General features: G+C 63.4%; 20 protein-coding genes, 1 tRNA gene and 1 pseudogene. 15 read left to right on the forward strand and 7 right to left on the reverse strand.

Translation table 11 applies throughout. From position 1 onward, the window contains the following. Positions 1-68 precede the first annotated feature (68 nt). From CMV14_RS06070 to CMV14_RS06080, 3 genes are all read right to left on the reverse strand, one after another. Positions 69-431, reverse strand: a complete 363-nt coding sequence (locus CMV14_RS06070) for a hypothetical protein (protein ID WP_139114770.1) — start codon at positions 429-431, stop codon at positions 69-71. Between the two features lie 82 nt (positions 432-513). Further along, on the reverse strand, positions 514-1203 hold the full coding sequence (locus CMV14_RS06075; protein WP_066968082.1) for a hypothetical protein: 690 nt from the start codon (positions 1201-1203) through the stop codon (positions 514-516). A gap of 40 nt (positions 1204-1243) precedes the next feature. Continuing rightward, positions 1244-1696, reverse strand: coding sequence for a hypothetical protein (locus CMV14_RS06080; protein WP_066968085.1), 453 nt, complete (start codon positions 1694-1696; stop codon positions 1244-1246). 617 nt (positions 1697-2313) lie between these two features. Between CMV14_RS06080 and CMV14_RS27560 the strand changes: the two genes are divergently transcribed. Beyond that, positions 2314-2571, forward strand: coding sequence for a helix-turn-helix domain-containing protein (locus CMV14_RS27560; RefSeq protein WP_066968089.1), 258 nt, complete (start codon positions 2314-2316; stop codon positions 2569-2571). 628 nt (positions 2572-3199) lie between these two features. On the opposite strand, the gene CMV14_RS06090 is transcribed toward CMV14_RS27560, so the two are convergent. Next, positions 3200-4471, reverse strand: coding sequence for an HNH endonuclease (locus CMV14_RS06090; RefSeq protein WP_066968092.1), 1272 nt, complete (start codon positions 4469-4471; stop codon positions 3200-3202). Positions 4472-4670: 199 nt separating this feature from the next. Between CMV14_RS06090 and CMV14_RS06095 the strand changes: the two genes are divergently transcribed. The 3 genes from CMV14_RS06095 to CMV14_RS06105 all read left to right on the forward strand — a co-directional run bounded on the left by CMV14_RS06095 (position 4671) and on the right by CMV14_RS06105 (position 6901). Next, positions 4671-4985 carry a hypothetical protein gene (locus tag CMV14_RS06095; protein ID WP_066968095.1) on the forward strand — a complete coding sequence of 105 codons (315 nt, stop codon included), beginning with the start codon at positions 4671-4673 and terminating at the stop codon, positions 4983-4985. Positions 4986-4991: 6 nt separating this feature from the next. Next, positions 4992-5861 (forward strand): aKG-HExxH-type peptide beta-hydroxylase, encoded by an 870-nt coding sequence (locus tag CMV14_RS06100; RefSeq protein ID WP_066968097.1) that lies wholly within the window; start codon positions 4992-4994, stop codon positions 5859-5861. 92 nt (positions 5862-5953) lie between these two features. Then, positions 5954-6901, forward strand: coding sequence for a hypothetical protein (locus CMV14_RS06105; protein ID WP_139114771.1), 948 nt, complete (start codon positions 5954-5956; stop codon positions 6899-6901). 577 nt (positions 6902-7478) lie between these two features. Here the strand turns inward: CMV14_RS06105 and CMV14_RS06110 are convergent. Both CMV14_RS06110 and CMV14_RS06115 read right to left on the reverse strand, forming a co-directional pair. Then, a pseudogene (locus CMV14_RS06110) lies at positions 7479-8123 on the reverse strand (magnesium chelatase domain-containing protein); the annotation flags it as partial. A gap of 96 nt (positions 8124-8219) precedes the next feature. Beyond that, positions 8220-8717: a DUF3251 domain-containing protein gene (locus tag CMV14_RS06115; protein ID WP_066968104.1), complete on the reverse strand. Its 498-nt coding sequence runs from the start codon at positions 8715-8717 to the stop codon at positions 8220-8222. Positions 8718-8936: 219 nt separating this feature from the next. Here CMV14_RS06115 and rpmH point away from each other — a divergent pair, with 219 nt between their 5' ends. From rpmH to CMV14_RS06145, 6 genes are all read left to right on the forward strand, one after another. Further along, complete coding sequence (rpmH, locus tag CMV14_RS06120) at positions 8937-9071, forward strand: 50S ribosomal protein L34 (RefSeq protein WP_012049799.1); 135 nt, start codon at positions 8937-8939, stop codon at positions 9069-9071. 71 nt (positions 9072-9142) lie between these two features. Further along, a complete protein-coding gene (gene rnpA, locus CMV14_RS06125; RefSeq protein ID WP_238147209.1) occupies positions 9143-9433 on the forward strand; it encodes a ribonuclease P protein component in 291 nt (96 codons plus the stop codon). Continuing rightward, a complete protein-coding gene (yidD, locus tag CMV14_RS06130) occupies positions 9430-9642 on the forward strand; it encodes a membrane protein insertion efficiency factor YidD (RefSeq protein ID WP_066968110.1) in 213 nt (70 codons plus the stop codon). Before rnpA ends, yidD begins: the two co-directional genes overlap by 4 nt. 27 nt (positions 9643-9669) lie before the next feature. After that, complete coding sequence (gene yidC / locus CMV14_RS06135; protein WP_066968114.1) at positions 9670-11412, forward strand: membrane protein insertase YidC; 1743 nt, start codon at positions 9670-9672, stop codon at positions 11410-11412. Continuing rightward, positions 11409-12071: a ribosome biogenesis GTP-binding protein YihA/YsxC gene (gene yihA, locus CMV14_RS06140; RefSeq protein WP_066968116.1), complete on the forward strand. Its 663-nt coding sequence runs from the start codon at positions 11409-11411 to the stop codon at positions 12069-12071. The genes yidC and yihA overlap by 4 nt, the downstream gene beginning before the upstream one ends. A 146-nt stretch (positions 12072-12217) precedes the next feature. Then, the gene (locus tag CMV14_RS06145) at positions 12218-12886 is read left to right on the forward strand and encodes a glutathione S-transferase family protein (protein WP_066968119.1); all 669 of its coding nucleotides are present in this window, start codon (positions 12218-12220) and stop codon (positions 12884-12886) included. Here the strand turns inward: CMV14_RS06145 and CMV14_RS06150 are convergent. Continuing rightward, positions 12883-13332, reverse strand: a complete 450-nt coding sequence (locus tag CMV14_RS06150) for a cupin domain-containing protein (RefSeq protein WP_066968125.1) — start codon at positions 13330-13332, stop codon at positions 12883-12885. The genes CMV14_RS06145 and CMV14_RS06150 overlap by 4 nt on opposite strands. Positions 13333-13383: 51 nt before the next feature. Here CMV14_RS06150 and dapE point away from each other — a divergent pair, with 51 nt between their 5' ends. From dapE to CMV14_RS06175, 5 genes are all read left to right on the forward strand, one after another. Beyond that, on the forward strand, positions 13384-14526 hold the full coding sequence (gene dapE / locus CMV14_RS06155; protein ID WP_066968128.1) for a succinyl-diaminopimelate desuccinylase: 1143 nt from the start codon (positions 13384-13386) through the stop codon (positions 14524-14526). A 182-nt stretch (positions 14527-14708) separates the two neighbouring features. After that, positions 14709-14795: transfer RNA gene (locus CMV14_RS06160), tRNA-Leu, on the forward strand. Positions 14796-15157: 362 nt separating this feature from the next. Then, complete coding sequence (locus CMV14_RS06165) at positions 15158-17323, forward strand: hypothetical protein (RefSeq protein WP_066968131.1); 2166 nt, start codon at positions 15158-15160, stop codon at positions 17321-17323. Then, positions 17320-18048 (forward strand): hypothetical protein, encoded by a 729-nt coding sequence (locus CMV14_RS06170; RefSeq protein WP_066968134.1) that lies wholly within the window; start codon positions 17320-17322, stop codon positions 18046-18048. Before CMV14_RS06165 ends, CMV14_RS06170 begins: the two co-directional genes overlap by 4 nt. After that, positions 18045-19121, forward strand: coding sequence for a GSCFA domain-containing protein (locus CMV14_RS06175; RefSeq protein WP_066968137.1), 1077 nt, complete (start codon positions 18045-18047; stop codon positions 19119-19121). The genes CMV14_RS06170 and CMV14_RS06175 overlap by 4 nt, the downstream gene beginning before the upstream one ends. Positions 19122-19130 lie beyond the last annotated feature (9 nt).

Below are 19130 nucleotides of genomic sequence, written 5' to 3' on the forward strand. Positions count from 1 at the left end.
ACGTCGCAGGTGTTTCTAAGAGAGAGAAATAAGGGCGGCGGGGAATACTGCCCGCCACTCTTCATTGTTTAGTGAGCCTTTTTAAAGCGCTGTCGAATATCAACCGACAGCTTCGTCAAACGCTCATCGAATTGACCATCCATTACCATAGCCCTGATGGTACAGAAGGCATGCTCGACCTCATCGAGATCCTTGCACTGAACCGAGAACATCCCTTTCTTCAGTTCGATCTGATGCCGACCATATTTGATCGGCACGAAGTAGGTGCCGGCTTCGTCCATCCAAGCCCATGCCCCCCGAGGCTGTTTGCCCTCGATCATCTGACGGACATGGCCGAGCTGCTGATCTATCCGCTGAATGAGCTTCCGGCGACGTTTGGTTTCGGCCGTGAGCGGGGCGGGCTTGGTGGTGGCGGCAAACTTGAGTTCCATCGACATACCTCCATTGTTGATATGCCTGCGGTCCCCTCGGATCGATATTAGGTCCACAGCCGATCAGCCGAGGTTCGGAGCGTTACAGCATATCGACCAATTTTCCGTTTTCATCGACTGCCCGGATACGTTTGCCCGTGTGGGATTTCTGCGCATTCCGCATCGAGTGAACAACATGCTGGGGGCTGTTCATCATTAGCGTGGAGACGGTCCGCCAAGCGCCCGGACTGATTTCAAACTGAATGTTAATGCGAGGTGGCTCCGAAGGTTGGACAGGTGGCTCCGACATCACCTTGGGCTGTTTCTGACCTTTCGATTTGCGAACCTTCGGCCTCGCTTCTGGTTCGTCCTCCTCATCGCTCTCGCTCTCGGCGCCTGACCCGAACTCTCCCACAAGGCTCTGTTTAAACAGGGCCCACCGATCGATCTTGTCGGCATCCGGGTCATCTTCCGGCATGATCTTGAGCAGGAAATACGATGCTCCGGCATAGGCCGCCGTCCAAAAAGTAGACCACAGAAAATCCAGTCCGAAATATCGGCAGGCGGCAAAAATCACGATCGCCAGGCAAACCGTCCCGAAAATTATGTGGTTTCTGAATGAGAGCGATTTGGCCACGGCATACGACAACGCAAGGAATATCCCCCAGCAGACCAATGTATGCAGGCCAAAATGGTTGAGCGTGTAAGCGATGGTTCCCGTAATTGCGTACGGCACTACCGCCGCCGGCACGATGAGATAAAAGACCTCTGGAACTTCGCTAGATTGCGACATGCCTACCCCCCCGAATGTTAGTTGAGTTGATTTGCTGGGACTACGAATGGTGCAGGACGAGTTGCGCCCCATCATCCTCAGAGTAGAGCCATCCTCCGCTGAGCGAGCCACACCAGTCAGCCGAATTATCCCGTAGCCACTGTTCAAACTCGCCGGGCTGCGCCTCATCTTTCGCCATCAACGGGAATGTAGTGGCAGCCGTCACGGTCAGCGCATTCCTCCACAAGCCTAGCTGGAGGACCGAGTTTAGTCGGGTGCAGGGGACTATGAAGTCGGTACAGTCGACCAAAAATTCAGTTGGAAGGCTATCCGCCTGAGACCACGTCCAAGAAAGGCTCATTGCCGGCAAGAGAAGGTCGCAAGCTTCTTTGAATCGCTGCATTCCGATCAGGCGTTTGCACCGGTCGAGCAATTCCGAGGTTTCGAGATCCTCGTCGCTTGGCCAAACGACACCCCGCTTGATCGCAAAGCTTAAGGTCAGCTCTCGCGCCATCGCCTTACCGTCGCCACGAGAAGAACGGGATCTCAAGCATCATGAACAGGCTGACGACCCCCATCCAGGCGAACCAAGGCGCTCCGATCGCGATCATTGTTAGTCCGAGAGGCCACCACCAGAGGCGCACGCCGCGTAGCCACACCATCAACGGGGATGGCGGACTTGCAGGTCGAATCTGACGTGGCCCTGTTCGAGCTAGAGCGGCCTTGGCTGACACGTAGGTGAACTTCGATCCGGCGGACTTCTTCGATGCCCTTGGTCGCTTTGCTTGCTTTACCTTTTTGGTGGGGTTGATCGTGCGGACCGTTCTTTTCGTCCCGAGCGTCGGGTGGTGCTCGGTGATGTAGACCCTGGTTTTACCGCTGCTCGGGATCGATTCCGTGATCCGAGTGCTTCCAGATTTATAGCTGGTGGAACGCGTGGTTTTCCCGGTGTTGCTAGTCGTCTTGGTGGTCCTCTGACCTGCACTACCGGATTTCCATGATCGGCGCTTCGACCAATTAGCCATTTGACCCCCGAACGCGGCAATTTGATCTGGAAGACCAAGCCGTAATGGCAGTTTCCATAACCCAATATGGGATATTCCAAAAGGGGTTTTAGCCCTGTCGGGGACCATGCCCCGATCCGTCTTCACCGAGCCTTATGCAGCTCTCATCCAAGCGCTTATTGACGCTCGTGGTCAGGCCCGGCTGCGTCAGGAGGACGTGGCTAGTCGGCTCAGAAAGCCTCAGTCTTTTGTTTCGAAGGTGGAGCGGGGTGAAAGGCGGCTCGATCTTGTCGAGTTTATCGTTTTCGCTCGGGCTTTGGATGCCGATCCTGTGGCAATCCTTGTGAAACTTCAGAGCGAGGTTCCCGCAGGCTTCATCATTTGATCGGTCGAGGCGCTAATCCTTGAAGAATTTCGTTAAGGTAGCTCGGGGCGCAGGCGCTTCGTACGGTTTTATAGTCAGCACCTCTTGATCGGCCCGACGAGCTTCCAGCTCAGCCTCGTTGCCCCACTTTAAAAACTTTCCGCAACGACCGCATTCCACACGATATCGATGAGGGTAATCGGGGGCACACTCAATCCATTTGGTCGATTTCGGCTTGCAGTGGCAATTGCGCTGTGCCGTTTTCATGTTGGCCTCGTCACGAGATTAGCTGACCCCGAGCGATCGATTTGCTTCCACAAATGCATTGCCCTTCTTGTTGGCGGGAATCGCTCCGCTTCCGGCCGACTGCGGTGGGATCGGGATCTCTGCTATTAAATCCCTCGTAGCGACGAGCAAAGCGGCCCCAGTCGTCTGACGATTCGATCACGAAGCCCCTGTTACCGCAGGCGTTGCAGATTGCTTCATAGCGATCGTGCTCCCATCCCATTAGCCAGTAATCGCCTGCAGGGCCTCTGCCTGCAACAAAATTTGGCCACAGGGGAGTAGCGCCTAGCTCAATATTTTAATTGGCTACAACAGCAGCATAAATTCCACGCCGGACTTGTTGTGGCCGCCCGATAGTGAGTTGTTACCTGTCGGAAACTTTATGGACGTTCGAAAATGGTCGCCCTGCTTCGACCCATGCGCGCAGCTCCGGCACCGAAAAAGGTAGAATTTTCCTAGGTCGGCGGTGCGCTTTCCGGTGACAGATCGGGCACAATATCTCCAAATGGCTCGCAACGGTCGTGCGTACACCCATTGCAAGCGGCGTGGGATGGTGCGCGTCGAATAGCGATTTGTCGTCATTGGAAAACTCGCACGCTTCACAGCGGTAAGTTCCATATTTGGCATGGTTCAACCGCTTAGCTTCCTCCCGGAGGGCAGGATCACGCTCGGCAACCAGCTGCAACTTCCAAAGCTGTTCACCCTCCTCCGCAGACATGTTTCGCGGAGGACGATTGTGGTACGTGTATAACAACTGGGGTTCGCCAGCGTCGTAAAGATTATTGGGGAGCGGCAGATCGACCCTATCCAATGGCCAACCCCGAAGCGCTTGCCAGAGGTCATCGATGGCCGCAGGACGGATCGTGCCGTCCATCATCCCGGAAAACATGCCCAGATCGGCAAACCCGAGATCGCGCACCAGGTGCGGGAACCCTCGGAAGCGATAGACTTCATGCGCAAGAACGGCGACTGGCCACTGCTTCAATTCGCCCGCTAGGGCCTCTCCCAATATGACCTTCGTTGGTCCGTAGACCGTTCCCACCCGGATCAAATTAACAGCACTGCCATGAACGTTGCTCTGCGCATTTGCCCCAGCACCCACCGCAATCACGTAGGGGCGCTTTACGGCACGGTCAGCGATGCTCGCAGCGACAGAGAAAAATTGCGTGGGGTTAGTAGGTGAACCGCGACCGCCACAGCAGATAGCCAGCTCCGTAATTTCGCTCCAGACTGCTGTGATGCCCATGAGGTCACCTGCTTTGACGCCCAGGCGATCCATCGTTTCGACATCGTCTCCCGCGACAACTCCAGCGAGGTCCCGCAGCGGGGCAGGCGTCGTTGGCACATCGTATGATCTGATTAATCTGCTGATTAGAGCTTCGTTCGTAGGGCCAACATTTTGGGCAGGCTTGTAGCCGTCGATCCATTTCCTGCCCATCCTGTCTAGCACGGCGGAGATGTTGGCCATGCGGAAGTCGACTGACCCCTCCGACCGACCGGCCAATGGCCCGGCGACCAATTCTCGGCGCACCGCTGACTTGTTGACGGCGCGAGCTGCCTGTTCGGCGGCTAACATCTCCATGTAAGCGCCCACCGCCGCCGTTATTTCGTCTTCGCTCCAGACCTCCGATGCCATTTACCCTCCCGCTGCATTGGCATCTAACCGGTCCATGAGGAGGGCCGCAATGGTGTAGGAAGCGGAATGGCCGCTGCTTCGCCTAGCTGGATAGCCGCTGAGAGATCCCACAGGCTGTATGGTTAAGTTTAAGTCATCTTGCGAACCCGTAACAGTCTGTTAGTCTTTGACTCCACTGAGTTCCACGCGGAGGTAGCGAATGTCTGACGATCAAGGCAGCCATAACGACGAGACCATCGGCCTTGCGTTCGCAGCCATGGCAACCGCCGATTTTGCTAGGGCGAATATCGCGCGTTATCTCGCCCTCCACGGCTCCGATGCCGAGGCCAGTCACTACAAGATGAAGATCGCGTCCACCGCGGCGCACTACAATATGAAGATCACGGCATCGCCCGCTCATTATAACATGCGGATTGCTCAGGACGCCGGCACCGGGATTGATGCGATCGTCGATCAGAGTGTCGAGCTTGCCGCGAAGACGCTGCAAGGGTTCCTCGATTCCCGCAAAGGCTAGCAACTAGTGGCTCCGGTCGATTCCCGCCGCGAGTTCAGCCTCAGCTTTCTGCAGCGCGACCGAGTGAATGCATCGCTCCACGCGCTGTCCGACTTTGCTGTGCTGACGGGCGACGAACGCCCCATCCCCTCGCGCTGGTGGAACGCTTTGCGCGCTGTGCAGCACCAGGAGCTTCCTCCCCGCACCTCGGATGAGACGGCGCTGATCTGGTACGATGGCCCGGGTCACCCCTACGAACGCGCATTGTCGTCGTTGATGGGCGGCGTCGATGCGAGTGTACATGGCAGAGTGATCGATCCCGTCGCTCGAGCGGCCATCGAAGCAGGCGCGGTCGCCGCCTTTCGCCGTTTTGAGTTCGTGTTTCCGCAGACCTTTCGCTGCTTCCACGACTTCATCGCAGCAGTGATCCTAGCCCGCCGTGACGATTATTCGGGCGGAACGGTCTCCAATCGAATTGGCCTCATCTGGCTCGGACCGGAGCTGCACTGGACGGATCTGGACTGGCTGGAGAACCTCGTCCACGAATTCGTGCATAATGCACTGTTCTTGGAAGATCTGGTTCATCACGTGCTGATCGGCGGCGGCGACACACTAGAGCAGCCCGAAGCGCTCACGCTCAGCGCAATCCGTCAGGTCAAGCGCGGTTACGACAAAGCCTATCATTCGGCCTTCGTGTCGTTCACCGTAATTGAAATGTACCATGCGGTCGGTCGAAGCGATCTGGCGGAGCCGTACATTGCGCCCCTCCTACTGTCCTGCGAAGAACTGGTTAACAACAGGCGCTTTGCCACGCAGCATGGACACCTTCTTCTGGAGGAGCTCGTGGCCGGAGCATTGAGTCTCCCAAGGAACGTGCACAACGCAGAAGCGGCTTGAGCTCTCGCTCGGGAGAAAAGTTGCGCGTAGATGAGCATAAGTGCGCCGGCAAGTGGCGGCGTCGCAGCGCTCGCGGAAGGGGGGAGTCAGTGATGGCTAAGATGGTTGTTTGCGCTGCTTTGGCGGCGGCGGGGATTGCTATTCCTGTAGGTCCTGTCCGTGCTCAACAGATCGGGACGGAAGCACCCAACAGCGAATGGGAACTCGGCGTCGAAGTCGATGCCGGCCCCGTGCTCGGTAAAAACCTGCCGCTAAACAACGAGAGCAAGGGAACGGATTACAGCGAATATGCCGTTATCTCCTCGCTGAAGAAGAAGAGAGCCGTCGGCAATCTCTCGGTCAAAGCCACCGGGGGATTGGTATTCAACTCCGATGTGTTCGGGCCGGACGACGAAACTTACTATTACGGAGAGCTGACGCTGGGCGGCGATCCCTATTCGCTTCGCGACCTTCGCTTCGACAAGGACGACGCGGATGCTGTCGAAGATCAGATCACGCCAACGCTGTCGGTCAAGCATTCCGAAGTGTATTCGGGGTTCCTTCACAGTTATGCACGCCGCGAAACGACATTGACCGGTGGCGTCACTTTCAAGGACGTCCGGACGATCGTCTGCCCTCTTGGCAAGCCAGGCCGGGTGGGCGATCAGGTCTGTAGCAATGATCCCGGATTCTCATACAAGCTGGCGCTCCAGGTCACGAAACTCTGGTCGGATGATCCGGGGGAAAGGCGATGGGCTCCGAAGGCGAAGCTTGCCTTGGCTGGACCTGTGGTCAAGGACAGCTTCCTCATCTTCGGTCGCGCTGAATATGAATATCGCTTCTACGAAGCTGGCGTGCCCGGCATTAGCCGCAGTCGCCGCGACCACCGCGTCATGTTTGCCGCCGGACTTGATTTTGCTCCCCTGTTCGGGCGCTATACCGACCTGGTCGACACGGCCGAACTTGGCGTCATGTACCTCGGCAGACGGTCTACAGACGACACCCAGGACTTTGATCGGGCCTATTTCTCACCGTCTCTGGTGCTCATCAAAGCCTTTTAGAAGTCGCGGCCTGAAACTCAGAGAATTTCCTCGAAACGTTCTTATGATGCCGGGTGAGGGACGTCCGCTAATCAGGCTCATGTGGCGGCGTTGGACACAAGCTTCCGCTCAACAGCGGGTTGTGGAATGAGCAGGATGGCTGCACTTGGCGCTAGGGCGACGTGCGCTCTGTATGCAGAGTCGGCTATCCGTTCTCGCTCAACCAAAAGCCGATCTTCCGCTTTCAACGGATAGCCGACGCCTCTAGCGAGTTAGACGGAGGGCGGCCTTCGGACCAGATCTGTTGAATTTGTAACGGTCGATTAGGGGTGCATAACTGACGGTCTGTCAGGAAAGTCGGTGAGGGCTAATCCGCATCACTCGCGTCCCCAAAAGCGCAACCAGTGAGAACTACCCACCGACTCCATCCAACGGATATTCTGTTCAACAGATCGCTAATATGCTGAGCCGGGGCGGGGCGCTTCCGTCATCCAGCCACTATGGTGGCAACTTCTAATCGTCGCAAATGCCGACATTGTCGCTGAAACCCGAAGATAACAGGTAGAGAATCGAGCCGAATTTTCTATTTAATTGGCTACAATATCAGCAGGTTGTGGCCGCCCGCCGCCGCTATCTCCAACGCGCGCTTGGCGGTTTCCTGACCCCTGACCTGCCTGAGGTCGGCCGTCGGGACGGGCAGGTCGGCGCTGCCGGGCTGCGGTGGGGTCAGCGGCGCTCCGCCCTTGAAATGGCCGATCAGCGAAAGGAGATCGGGCGCGCCGATCACCTCGATCGTGCCGGCCCATGCCGCCTCGGGTCCCTGCGCTGCCGGGCAGACGAGGCCAAGCCCGCGTTCGGAGGCGTGGAGCGCGGCCAGCAGCACGCCCGGCGCGGGGGCGACGCGGCCGTCCAGCCCCAGTTCGCCGACCACGACATAGTCGGCCAGGGTCTCGGCATCGATCACCCCCATGGCGCCGAGCAGGCCCAGCGCGATCGGCAGGTCGTAATGCGATCCCTCCTTGGGGAGATCGGCGGGAGAAAGATTGACGGTGATCCGCTTGGGCGGCAGTGCCAGCCCGATCGCGGACAGCGCTGCGCGCACCCGCTCGCGGCTTTCCGCGACCGCCTTGTCGGGCAGGCCGACGACGACGAAGGCGGGCATGCCGGGTGCGACCTGCACCTGCACTTCCACCGCGCGTGCCTCCAGCCCGAGAAACGCGACCGTTGCGACATGCGCCACCATATACCAGCCCCCGGAAGCCCGATCCGGGGATCAAGGCCGATGTTCGCGGACTGTTCTTGCGGTGGCGGCGGCCCGATGTCGAGCGATTCGTTGCCTTTACTGGCTCAGCAGGTCGACGGTGCCGCTCTCGAACGCCGAGACGCGCAGCCAGCCAAGCTGGGTCGGCGGCACGCCGGGCAGATCGATGACATATTGCTTCCAGCTTCCCGGCGGCAGCGGCTCGGGCGCGGTGAAGGCCATCGACTGGGCCTGGGTCGGCGCCATCGGCAGGCCTTTGGCGTCGTTTCCACCCCACTCGATCCGGGCCTTCATGCCCGATAGCCGGGCCGCGCTGGGGTTGCCGAAGTCGAGTGTGACCCGCGATCCGCCGGCATAGGGCTCGATATTGGCGATCGTCACCGCGATCCGGCCCATGTCCGATTCGAGCAGGCCATAGCCGGCGGCACCCGGCTTGAGGGTGACGGTCTGCCGGGAAGCGGCGGTCTGTTCCAGCTTGCCGATCCGATCCTCAAGTGCCTTGAGCCGCTCGTCGGTCTTCCCGCAGCCGCTGAGCGCCGGCAGCAACAGCAGCGCGCAGATGATCGGACGGTGCATGATATCCTCCTCGCAGGAACCTCGTCGCCGGACGCAACGCCCATGGAACGAAAAAGAGCCATCACCCGAAACGAGATTTTTGATCTATATCCGGGGATGCAACGGCCGCTGGAGGTGCGGCGGCGATTGACTCGGGGGCGCCTTTTCCTTAAGCGCGCCCCTCGATAGCGGCTGCCGCAGGTTCGGCGGCCCTTTTGTTTTGGATTTGAGGCAAAGACGATGAAGCGCACTTTCCAGCCGAGCAACCTGGTCCGCAAGCGGCGCCATGGCTTCCGTTCGCGCAGCGCCACCCCTGGTGGCCGCAAGGTGCTGGCCGCCCGCCGCGCGCGCGGCCGCAAGAAGCTGTCGGCCTGAGCCAGCCTCCCTACGCGGTGCTGTCGCGCCGCGCGGATTTCCTGGCGGCCAATGGCGGCAGGCGGGCGCCCATGCCCGGCTTCGTGCTGCTCGTCCGGCCTCGGGGCGATGACGATCCCGTCATGCGCCTCGGCATCACCGTCACCAAGAAGATCGGCAATGCGGTGGTCCGCAACCGCATGAAGCGGCGCTTCCGCGCGCTTGCACGCGAGCTGTTTCCCGAAGCGGGGATCGCGGGTGCCGATCATGTCCTGATCGGACGCGCAGGCGGGATCGAACGGGATTTCTCCGAATTGCGCGTCGAGCTGCGCAAGGCGCTCGGCAAGGTGATGCGCTCGGCGGCGCCCCAAGCGCGATCATGATCGCGCGGCTGATCATCCTGCTCGCGAAGGTCTGGCAGAAGGGCCCTTCGCTGATCCTTCCGCCCACCTGTCGCTACATGCCGAGCTGTTCGGCCTATACGATCGAGGCCGTCTCGCGCTATGGCGCGCTCAAAGGCGGGTGGCTGGGCCTCCGCCGGATCTGCCGATGTCACCCCTGGGGTGGCTCCGGCTATGATCCGGTGCCTTGAATTTATTGCGTTTTCCGGGAGTTTTTGGTGGATAACCAGCGCAACCTGATCCTCGCGATCGTCCTGTCGGCGCTCGTCCTGTTCGGCTGGCAGGCGATGAGCGACCGATTCTTCCCGGTCGCCAAGCCGCCGGTCACGAAGATCGAGGGCGGCCAGGAGAAGGTCGTTCCCCAGCCCGGCGCCGATCCCGCCGCGGACGGTCCGCGCGCGGTTCGCGCCCGCGCCACGGTGCTCGCCGAGACGCCCAGGATCGTGATCGACACCCCCAAGCTGGCGGGCACGATCAACCTGAAGGGCGCCCGGATCGATGATCTGGTGTTCAAGGCCTATGGCGAGACGGTGGCAAAGGATTCGCCGCCGATCCGCCTGCTTTCGCCGGCCGGCTCGCCGGCCGCTTATTATGCCGGCTTCGGCTGGACCGGCGACGGCGTCGATGCGCCCGGCCCCAACACCGTCTGGACCGCGAACGGCACCCGGCTGACTCCGCAAACCCCGGTGACGCTAAGCTGGGCCAATACGCGCGGCCAGCGCTTCGAAACCGTGATCGCGGTCGACAGCGACTATATGTTCACGATCACCCAGAAGCTGGCCAACACCGGCGCGGGTGCCGTCGCGGCGCGGCCCTATGGCCTGATCTCGAAGGACGGCGTCTCCAAGGACCCGTCGAGCTGGACGCTCCACACCGGACCGATCGGCGTGTTCAACGACAAGGCCAATTATGATCTGAGCTTCGAGAAGCTCGACGAAGCGGGCCGGGCCGGCATCCGCTTCGCCAGCACCGGCGGCTGGATCGGCTTCGGCGACAAATACTGGCTGACGGCGTTGATCCCCGATCCGAAAGCGCCGGTCGACGCCGGTTTCCTCTCGACGGCGCCGAAGGTCTATCAGGCGGTCGACAGCGGCCGCCCCCTCATCATCGCCCCCGGCAAGGCCGGCTCGGTCACCCAGCGCTTCTTCGCGGGCGCCAAGGAGGTGAACCTGCTCGACCGCTATGAGGCCGATCTGAAGGTCGCCCAGTTCGGTCGCGCGATCGACTGGGGCTGGTTCGAGGTGATCGAGAAGCCGATCTTCTGGGTGCTCGATCAGGTGTTCAAGCTGGTCGGGAATTTCGGCGTCGCGATCATCATTCTGACCTTCATCGTGCGCGGGCTGATGTTCCCGATCGCGCAGAAGCAGTTCCGCTCGATGGCCGGCATGCGCCGCGTCCAGCCGAAGATGAAGGAGCTGCAGGAGCGCCACAAGGACGACAAGCCCCGCCTCCAGCAGGAATTGCTCAAGCTCTACCAGGAGGAGAAGGTCAATCCGCTCGCCGGCTGCCTTCCGATCCTGGTGCAGATCCCGGTCTTCTATGCGCTCTACAAGGTGCTGATGGTGACGATCGAGATGCGCCACCAGCCCTTCGTGCTATGGATCCGCGATCTTTCCGCGCCCGACCCGCTCCACATCCTCAACCTGTTCGGCCTGCTCGACTTCACCCCGCCGTCCTTCCTGGGCATCGGCGTGCTGGCGATCCTGCTCGGCATCTCGATGTGGCTGCAGTTCAAGCTCAACCCGCAGCCGATGGACGATGCGCAGAAGCAGATCTTCGCGCTTATGCCCTGGATCATGATGTTCATCATGGCGCCCTTCGCGGCGGGGCTGCTGATCTACTGGATCACCTCCAACTTCCTGACCATCGCGCAGCAGGCCTGGCTCTACCGGCAGTATCCGATACCCGAGACGCCGGCTTCGGCGGCGGTGGTCGAGGCCAAGGCGGCCAAGAAGAAGTGAGCGACGAGGCTGACGGACAGGATTTGATCGAACCCGCGCGCAAGCTGTTCGCGGGGCCGGTCTCGTTTCTCAAGTCGGCGCCCGACCATCGCTATCTGCCGGAGCCCGACGCACCTGAAGTCGCCTTCGCCGGGCGGTCCAATGTGGGCAAGTCCTCCTTGCTCAACCGGCTGACCAACCGGGTGGGCCTCGCGCGCACCTCGAACACGCCGGGGCGGACGCAGGAGCTGAACTTCTTCGATGTCGGCGCGCCGGAAGAAGGCGCTACGCCGGTGCTCCGCCTTGTCGACATGCCCGGCTACGGATTCGCCAAGGCGCCGAAGGACATGGTCCGCAAATGGCGCCATGTGGTGAACGACTATCTGCGCGGCCGGGTGGTGCTGCGCCGCGCGCTCGTGCTGATCGACAGCCGCCACGGCATCAAGGATGTCGACCGCGAGATCATGACGATGCTCGACAAGGCGGCGGTCACCTATCACCTCGTCCTCACCAAGGCCGACAAGATCAAGGCGAGCGAACTCGCCGCCGTCACTGATCGCACCGCGGCGGAGGCGCGCACCCATGTCGCCGCCCATCCGAAGCTGCTCGTCACGTCGAGCGAGAAGGACATGGGCATCGCCGAGTTGCGCGCGGCGATCCTGGAAGCGATTCGGAACTAGCTTCCCTTCCTCCCGTGCGCTTGCAGGGGAGGAGCCGATGGCCTCCGCTCATAAGCCCCTTTGATCCAGACCGGCCGATAGTTGATTTGGCCGACCCCCCTTCCTGGGGCTAAAGCCTCGGCGATCCACCCGGGGAGACGCTGGCCATGGCCCTCAAGATCTACATCGGCAACAAGGTCTATTCGAGCTGGTCGCTGCGCGGCTGGCTGGCGGTCAGGCAGTCGGGTCTTCCCTTCGAGGAAGAGGTCGTCCCGCTCTATGACGCCGCGTGGGAGAAGCGGCGCATGGCGCCCGAGTTCGCCGCCTCGAACGGCAAGGTGCCCGTGCTGTGGGATGGCGGAAATCCAGTCTGGGAAAGCCTGGCGATCATCGATCATCTGGCCGACAAGGTGGGCCGCGATCGTTATTGGCCTGCCGATGAGGCCGCCCGTGCGCTGGCCCGGTCGATGGCGTCGGAAATGCATGCCGGCTATGTCGCGCTGCGTTCGCAACACGGCATGAACCTCCGACCGGTCTATCCGCCTGAACCGCTCACCCCTGAGGTGGCGGCCGATGTCGCGCGGATCACCTCGCTCTGGGATCAGGCGAAGCGCCGTTTCGGCCAAGGCGGCGACTATCTGTTCGGCAGGTTCGGTGCGGTCGACATCATGTTTGCGCCCGTGATCACGCGCTTCCGGACCTATTCGATCCCGCTGCCGGCGCTGGCGGCGGACTATTGCGCGGCGATGTGGGCCCATCCCTTCATGGTCGAATGGGGCGAAGGCGCGGCACGCGAGGATTGGGTGATCCCGATGTTCGAGCGCGCTACCGATTAAAGGGCGCTGCCGTCTCTGCGGGTGTACCGTTTCGCCGCGCCATCCCACTCCATGTCGATATCGGGATAGTGGGCCCGGCCCCCGGCGGGGCGGCCGACCGCGATGAACATGCAATCCTCGTCGCTCTCGTTGATCAGGCAATGGCCGTTGCCATCGGCCTTGGGGAAGGAGGCGCAGTCGCCGGGGCGCATAGGCGTGCGGCCGCTGTCGTCGACCAGCACCGCCTCGCCGGACAGCATCACCACGAACTCGTCCTCCTCCTCATGCCAGTGCCGCTGGGCCGACCATCCGCCCGGCTTCAGCGTGACATGGCTGATGCCGAATTCCGAAAGGCCCGTGGCCGGGCCAAGGCGCCGATACCAGCGCCGCTGGACCACATCGGCATATTCGGCGGGATAGCCGGTCGCATTGACCGGCGGAATGGCATCGAGATCGATCTTCGGCACCGTCGGGCTCCGTATTTTGCATTGGAAGCGCAGGGAGGCTAGGCGGGCGTCATGGCCAACGCAATCGACCCCGTCGAACTGACCCGGCGCCTGATCGCCTGTCCCAGCGTCACCCCCGCCGATGCCGGCGCGATGGCGGTGATAGCCGAGGCGCTGGAGGGGATCGGCTTCACCGTCCACCGCTTCGCCGCCGGAGGGCCGCCCGACGGCCCGATCGAAAATCTCTTCGCGATCCGGGGCAGCGGCGGCCCGCACTTCGCCTTTGCGGGGCATAGCGACGTCGTGCCGCCGGGCGAGGGCTGGCACAGCGATCCGTTCATCCCCGAAATACGCGGCGAGCTGCTTCATGGGCGCGGCGCGGTCGACATGAAGGGGGCGATCGCCGCCTTCATCGCGGCGGCCGCGCGGATAGAACAGCAGACGGGCACGATCAGCCTGATCATCACCGGTGACGAGGAGGGGCCCGCCACCCATGGCACCGTCGCCCTGATCGACTGGATGGATGCGCGCGGCATCCGTCCCGATCTCTGCCTGGTCGGCGAGCCAACCTCGACGCATCGCCTCGGCGACATGGTCAAGATCGGCCGGCGCGGTTCGGTCAACATCTGGATCGAGAATGCGGGAACGCAGGGGCATGTCGCCTATCCGCATCTCGCCGCCAACCCGATCCCGGCGCTGGTCAAGGCGCTCGACGCACTCGCAGCGTTGCATCTCGACGACGGCAATGCCTGGTTCCAGCCCTCGAACCTGGAGATTACGACGGTCGATGTTGGCAATGGCGCCACCAACCTCATCCCGGCGGTCGCCCGCGCGCGCATCAATATCCGCTTCAATGACGAGCACAGCGGCGCCGACCTGATCGAACTGGTCCGCCGCACCGTCGCCGAGCATGCGCCGGTCGCGACGGTTCGTGGGGTGGTCTCGGGCGAAAGCTTCATCACCCCGCCGGGCGAATTGTCGGCGCTGATATCGGCGGCGATCGGCAAGGTGACGGGGCTGACCCCCGAATTTTCTACGACCGGCGGCACATCCGATGCGCGCTTCCTGTCGCGCATCTGCCCTGTCGTGGAGTTCGGGCTGTGCAACGCGACGATGCACAAGCTGGACGAGGCGGTGGCCGTGCCCGATCTGCACGCCCTGGCCGACATCTATGAGGAGATCGCGCGCGCCGCGCTTGCCTCACCCACCAGGTGATGACAGTCGAGGGCCGAACGAGCCCCGCGATCGGCCCAATGGCGACGTGCCCGGCCCGCTGATCCGCCTGCGCGAGGGGCGGTGGGGGGAACAGCGCGGGCCCCCCGTTTGGCATCTGGCAATTTCCCGGCGCCCGACCTATAGGCGGCTTCGCTCGGGGCGTTTTTCGTGCCCGATGGCGCGCGGGTGTGGCGGAATTGGTAGACGCAGCGGATTCAAAATCCGCCTCTGGCAACAGAATGTCGGTTCGAGTCCGACCACCCGTACCAATCCAGGATCGTAGTGCCGAAGATCGGAGCAAGGTCGCCCGGCCGCCCTCCGGATATCGAGCGCAGCCGCGCCCGGAAGAATTGGACGAAAGTTTGTCCTCAAAGTGCGCTTTCGGCTTGCTTTGTCGGGCTGATGGTCTAAACCGGACGGGTCATTAGTCAGAATCCTCCAGCGAATAACCCGGCCCTTAAAAGCCGGGTTATTCATTTTTGCGGCACTGATAATTTCCTTTTCTTATCAAAGTCTTTCCAGCCGATTCCGGCCCCCGTCGGCGGGCCGGCCGGGGATGGTGGCAGCATGGCCGCGCGGGGCGAGTCGCGGGTGATTCCCAGCGGCGCCGATAGGCGGTAAGGCGGCGGCGATGGCCTTATTTGTCTTCTGGCGGGAGGGGGCAGCGGCGGGGCGCCCGGCGGGGCAACTCCATGCCCTGCTCGATGGCGCCGCGCATATCGCCCCTGATCGGGTGACACGGGGCGAAGCCGGCGGGCCGGCGTGGCGCTGGCACTTCGTGGCTTATGCCACCCGGACGCATTTCTACACGCCCGAAGCGCAGGTCTGGCAGGCGCCCGGACAGGGGGCTTGCGTCATCCACGGCCTGATCTGGCGGATGCGCGGCACCGTGCCCGAATTGCTCGATGCCGCCGCAGTCGCGGCCCTGCTCGATCGGCCGGGGGCGATGCTGCCCGGCGATGTCATGGGCGAATATGCGGTGGTGCGGCTGCTGCCGGATGGAAGCCTCGTCGCCTTTTCGGACCGGCCCGGTCTGCACCAGCTTTTCCACGCTGCCGACGGCGCGCCGGTGGTCGCCAATCGCGCATCGCTGGCGGCGACCGTGCTGGACGATGCGGCGCCCGATCCGGCCGGTCAACGCTGGCTGGCCGCGATCGGCTATCGTGTCGGCACCGCGACGGCCTATCGGGCGGTTCGCCAGCTTGCCCAGGAACGGGTGCTGCGCTTCGCGGCTGAGGGGATGGCGATCGACGCGATGGCGGATCCGATCGTCCGCCTTGATCGCCCGCGCGGATTCCACCCGGCGCTCGATCCGCTGCTCGACGAGGGAATCGCCCAGGCGCAGGCGGCGATCCGGCTCGGCATCCCTGCGGACGGGCCGGTCGACCTGCCGATCACCGGCGGCAAGGACAGCCGGGTGGTGCTGGCGCTGTGTCTGGCGGCAGGGCTGCGCGACCGGCTTCGCCTGTTCACCCGGGGCTATGCCGGCCATCCCGATGTGGTGGCCGGCGCCGGAATAGCAGCGGCGCTGGGCCTGCCGCACCGGCGTGAGGCGCCGCATGGCAGCGATGACGCGGCGGTGTGGAGCGGCCGGCGCTTCTTCGACACGGTCGCGGCGCAGGCCTGGCAGAGCGACCATATGGTCGGCGGCTGGGATCTGATCCTGGGCACGCGTATCGCCGCCGATACCCTCATCAGCGGCCATATGGGCGAGGTGCTCAAGGCCTATTCGAAGAAGCCGCTGCCCGAAGGGCCGCTCGATCCGGTGGCGATGGTGCGGCTCCAGGCGCCGTTCGACCCCATGGGACTGCTCCATCCCGAGGCCCGCGCCGCGATCGAGGGCGAGCTTGCGGTGCAGATGGACGAGGCCCGCGCACAGGGCGCGCGCGAGGGCGACCTGCCCGACCTCTTCTACTATCGCAACCGGCTGCCCAACTGGCTCGGCGCGATCCGGGCGATCAAGTCGTTCGAACGCCAGCCGGTGGTGCCGCTCGGGGCTCCGGCGCTGCTCCGCCTCGCCTTCCAGCTGACCCCCGAGGAGCGCAAGCACGAGTTGCTTCACTGGCTGATCATCAGCCGCTGCGCGCCCGTGCTGCTGGCGCAGCCCTTCGCCTTCCAGAGCTGGGATCCCGCGCTCGGCCCGGATGCGCCCTATGTCGCCCCGGTGCTTCCCGCCGCCGGAGCGCCGCCCGCTTTCGGCAACTGGCAATATTCGCTCAACAGCAATGCTTCGATCCGCGCCGCCCTGGCGGCCGAGGTGGCGGCGCATGGGGATCTCGCGCTGTGGCGGTCGATCAACCGGGAGGCGCTGGTCGATCGGCTGCACCATCGCCGGCTGGACTATTTCGACGGGATCAGCATGCTTGGCCTGATGATCGCGATCGTCCAGGAACGCGGGCTGGGCCGCCCGGTGAAGATCGGCGCGGCCGAGTCGGACGGGGTGCCCTCTGTCACGCTCGCTCCGCATGATCCGCCACGGCTGATCGGGCATCTCGACGGGGTGGAGGGGGCGGCCAAGGCGGTCGGCTTCGGCGGCTGGGCCTATGCGCCCGACTGGCCGGCGGCGCAGGTCGCGCTGGAAGCCCGGGTGCGGGGCCAGTCGCTGGGCGTGGGCGTCGCGGGGAACGACCGGCCCGATCTGGTGCCGCATGGCGTCGGCGACGGGCGCCATGGCTTCTCCTTCGCCATTCCCCGGTCCGACCTGATCGACGCGGCGCGGGGCGCCGGCGAGGTGGAGGTGGTGATCTCGCCATTTGACGGTGCCGGGGAATTGGCGCGGGTGAAGGTCGTGCCATGAGCAAGTCGATCCTCGTCATCGGCCAGAGCCACATCGCCGCGATCCGCTCCGCCGCGAAGACGCGGCGCGAGGCCGATCCCGAAAGGCTGCGCACCCGTGTGATCCACACGATGGAGCCGCAATATGCACCCGAAGTGGAAGGGGAGGGCTTCACCCCGGCGCTGGAGGAGGCGATCCGTGACCAGATCGCCCGCAACGCCCCGCTGGTCGCCTCTGCCAGCGGCGGCAATGTCCACAACGGCTTCGCGCTGATCCGCCATCCGCGGCCCTATGACTTCCTGCTGTCCGACGAGGACGGCCCGCCACTAGATCCCGAGGCCGAGCCGGTCACCGAAGCGCAGGTGCGCGCGGCGCTGGAGGAGGGGCTGGTGCGCGACCGGCTGCGCCTGAGCGAGCTCAAGCGGATCGCCGGCGAGGTCATCCAGCTCGAATCGCCGCCGCCGGTCGCCGACAGCGGCTGGATCGCGGCCCAGGCCGACGCCTATTTCAAGGATCGCGGGCTGGCCGATCTCGGCGTTGCGCCGGCCGCGCTGCGCTACAAGATCTGGCGGCTCCATTCGCGCATCGTCGCGCGCTATTGCGCCGAACTCGGCATCGCCTTCCTGCCGGTGCCGGCGGAAGCTCGGGACGAACGGGGTTTCCTGCGGCTCGACCATGCGGGCGACGCCACCCATGGCAACGAGGCCTATGGCGAGGCGGTGATCCGTCAGTTGGAGGAGCTATGAGCGATCATCCCTATCGCAGCCTGCCAGAGGCCGCCTTCTGGCGCCGCGCCGTCGCGGGGAAGGGGCCGGCGATCGATCCGCTGGCGGGGGGCTTCCTGTCGCTGGGGCGCGAGGACAAGGTGGCGACTGCAGGCAGCTGCTTCGCGCAGAATATCGCCCGCTACCTGAAGCGCAGCGGCTTCAACTATATGGTGAGCGAGACCGCGCACCCGATCGTCCCGGCGGCGGTGGCCGAACGCCATGGCTACGGCCTCTACAGCGCGCGCTACGGCAATATCTACACCGCGCGCCAGCTGCTCCAGCTGTTCGAGCGCGCCTATGGCCGTTTCTCCCCCGCCGAGGCGATCTGGCGCGCGCCGGAGGGCGACAGCGGGCTGGTCGACGCCTTCCGTCCGACGATCGAGCCCGGTGGCTTTGCGAGCGAGGCCGAGCTGCTGGCCGATCGCGCGCATCACTTCGCCCGGGTCCGCGAGATGTTCGAGACGCTCGACATCTTCGTGTTCACCCTCGGTCTGACCGAGGGTTGGGAATCGCGGATCGACGGCGCGGTCTATCCGGTGTGCCCCGGTGTCTCGGGCGGGACCTTCGATCCGGAGCGGCACGCCTTCCACAATTTCCGGGTGGGCGAGGTGACCGAGGACCTTTCCGCCTTCATCACGGCCCTGCGCGGCGTGAATCCGAAGGCGCGGATCATCCTCACCGTCTCTCCCGTCCCGCTGGTCGCGACCGCGAGCGGCAACCATGTGCTTGCCGCCACCACCTATTCGAAATCCGCGCTCCGCGCCGCCGCGCAGGAAATCGCCGAGGATCATGAGGGTGTGTTCTACTTCCCGTCCTACGAGATCATCATGGGCGCCCCCGCCGCCGCCCGCTATTTTGCCGAGAACATGCGCAACGTGACCGAGGAGGGCGTCGCGCAGGTCATGTCGGTGTTCCTGCGCCATGCCGCCGGCATCGACCTGCCGGGGCCAGCCGCCTCCGCCGCGCCTGAGGCGCGCGACGCGACGATCGATGCCGCGAAGGAGTGGGTGCAGGTTATGTGCGACGAGGCGCTGCTCGACGAGGGCGAGTGAACGCGGTCG

This window comes from Rhizorhabdus dicambivorans (assembly GCF_002355275.1).
Classification (GTDB): domain Bacteria; phylum Pseudomonadota; class Alphaproteobacteria; order Sphingomonadales; family Sphingomonadaceae; genus Rhizorhabdus; species Rhizorhabdus dicambivorans.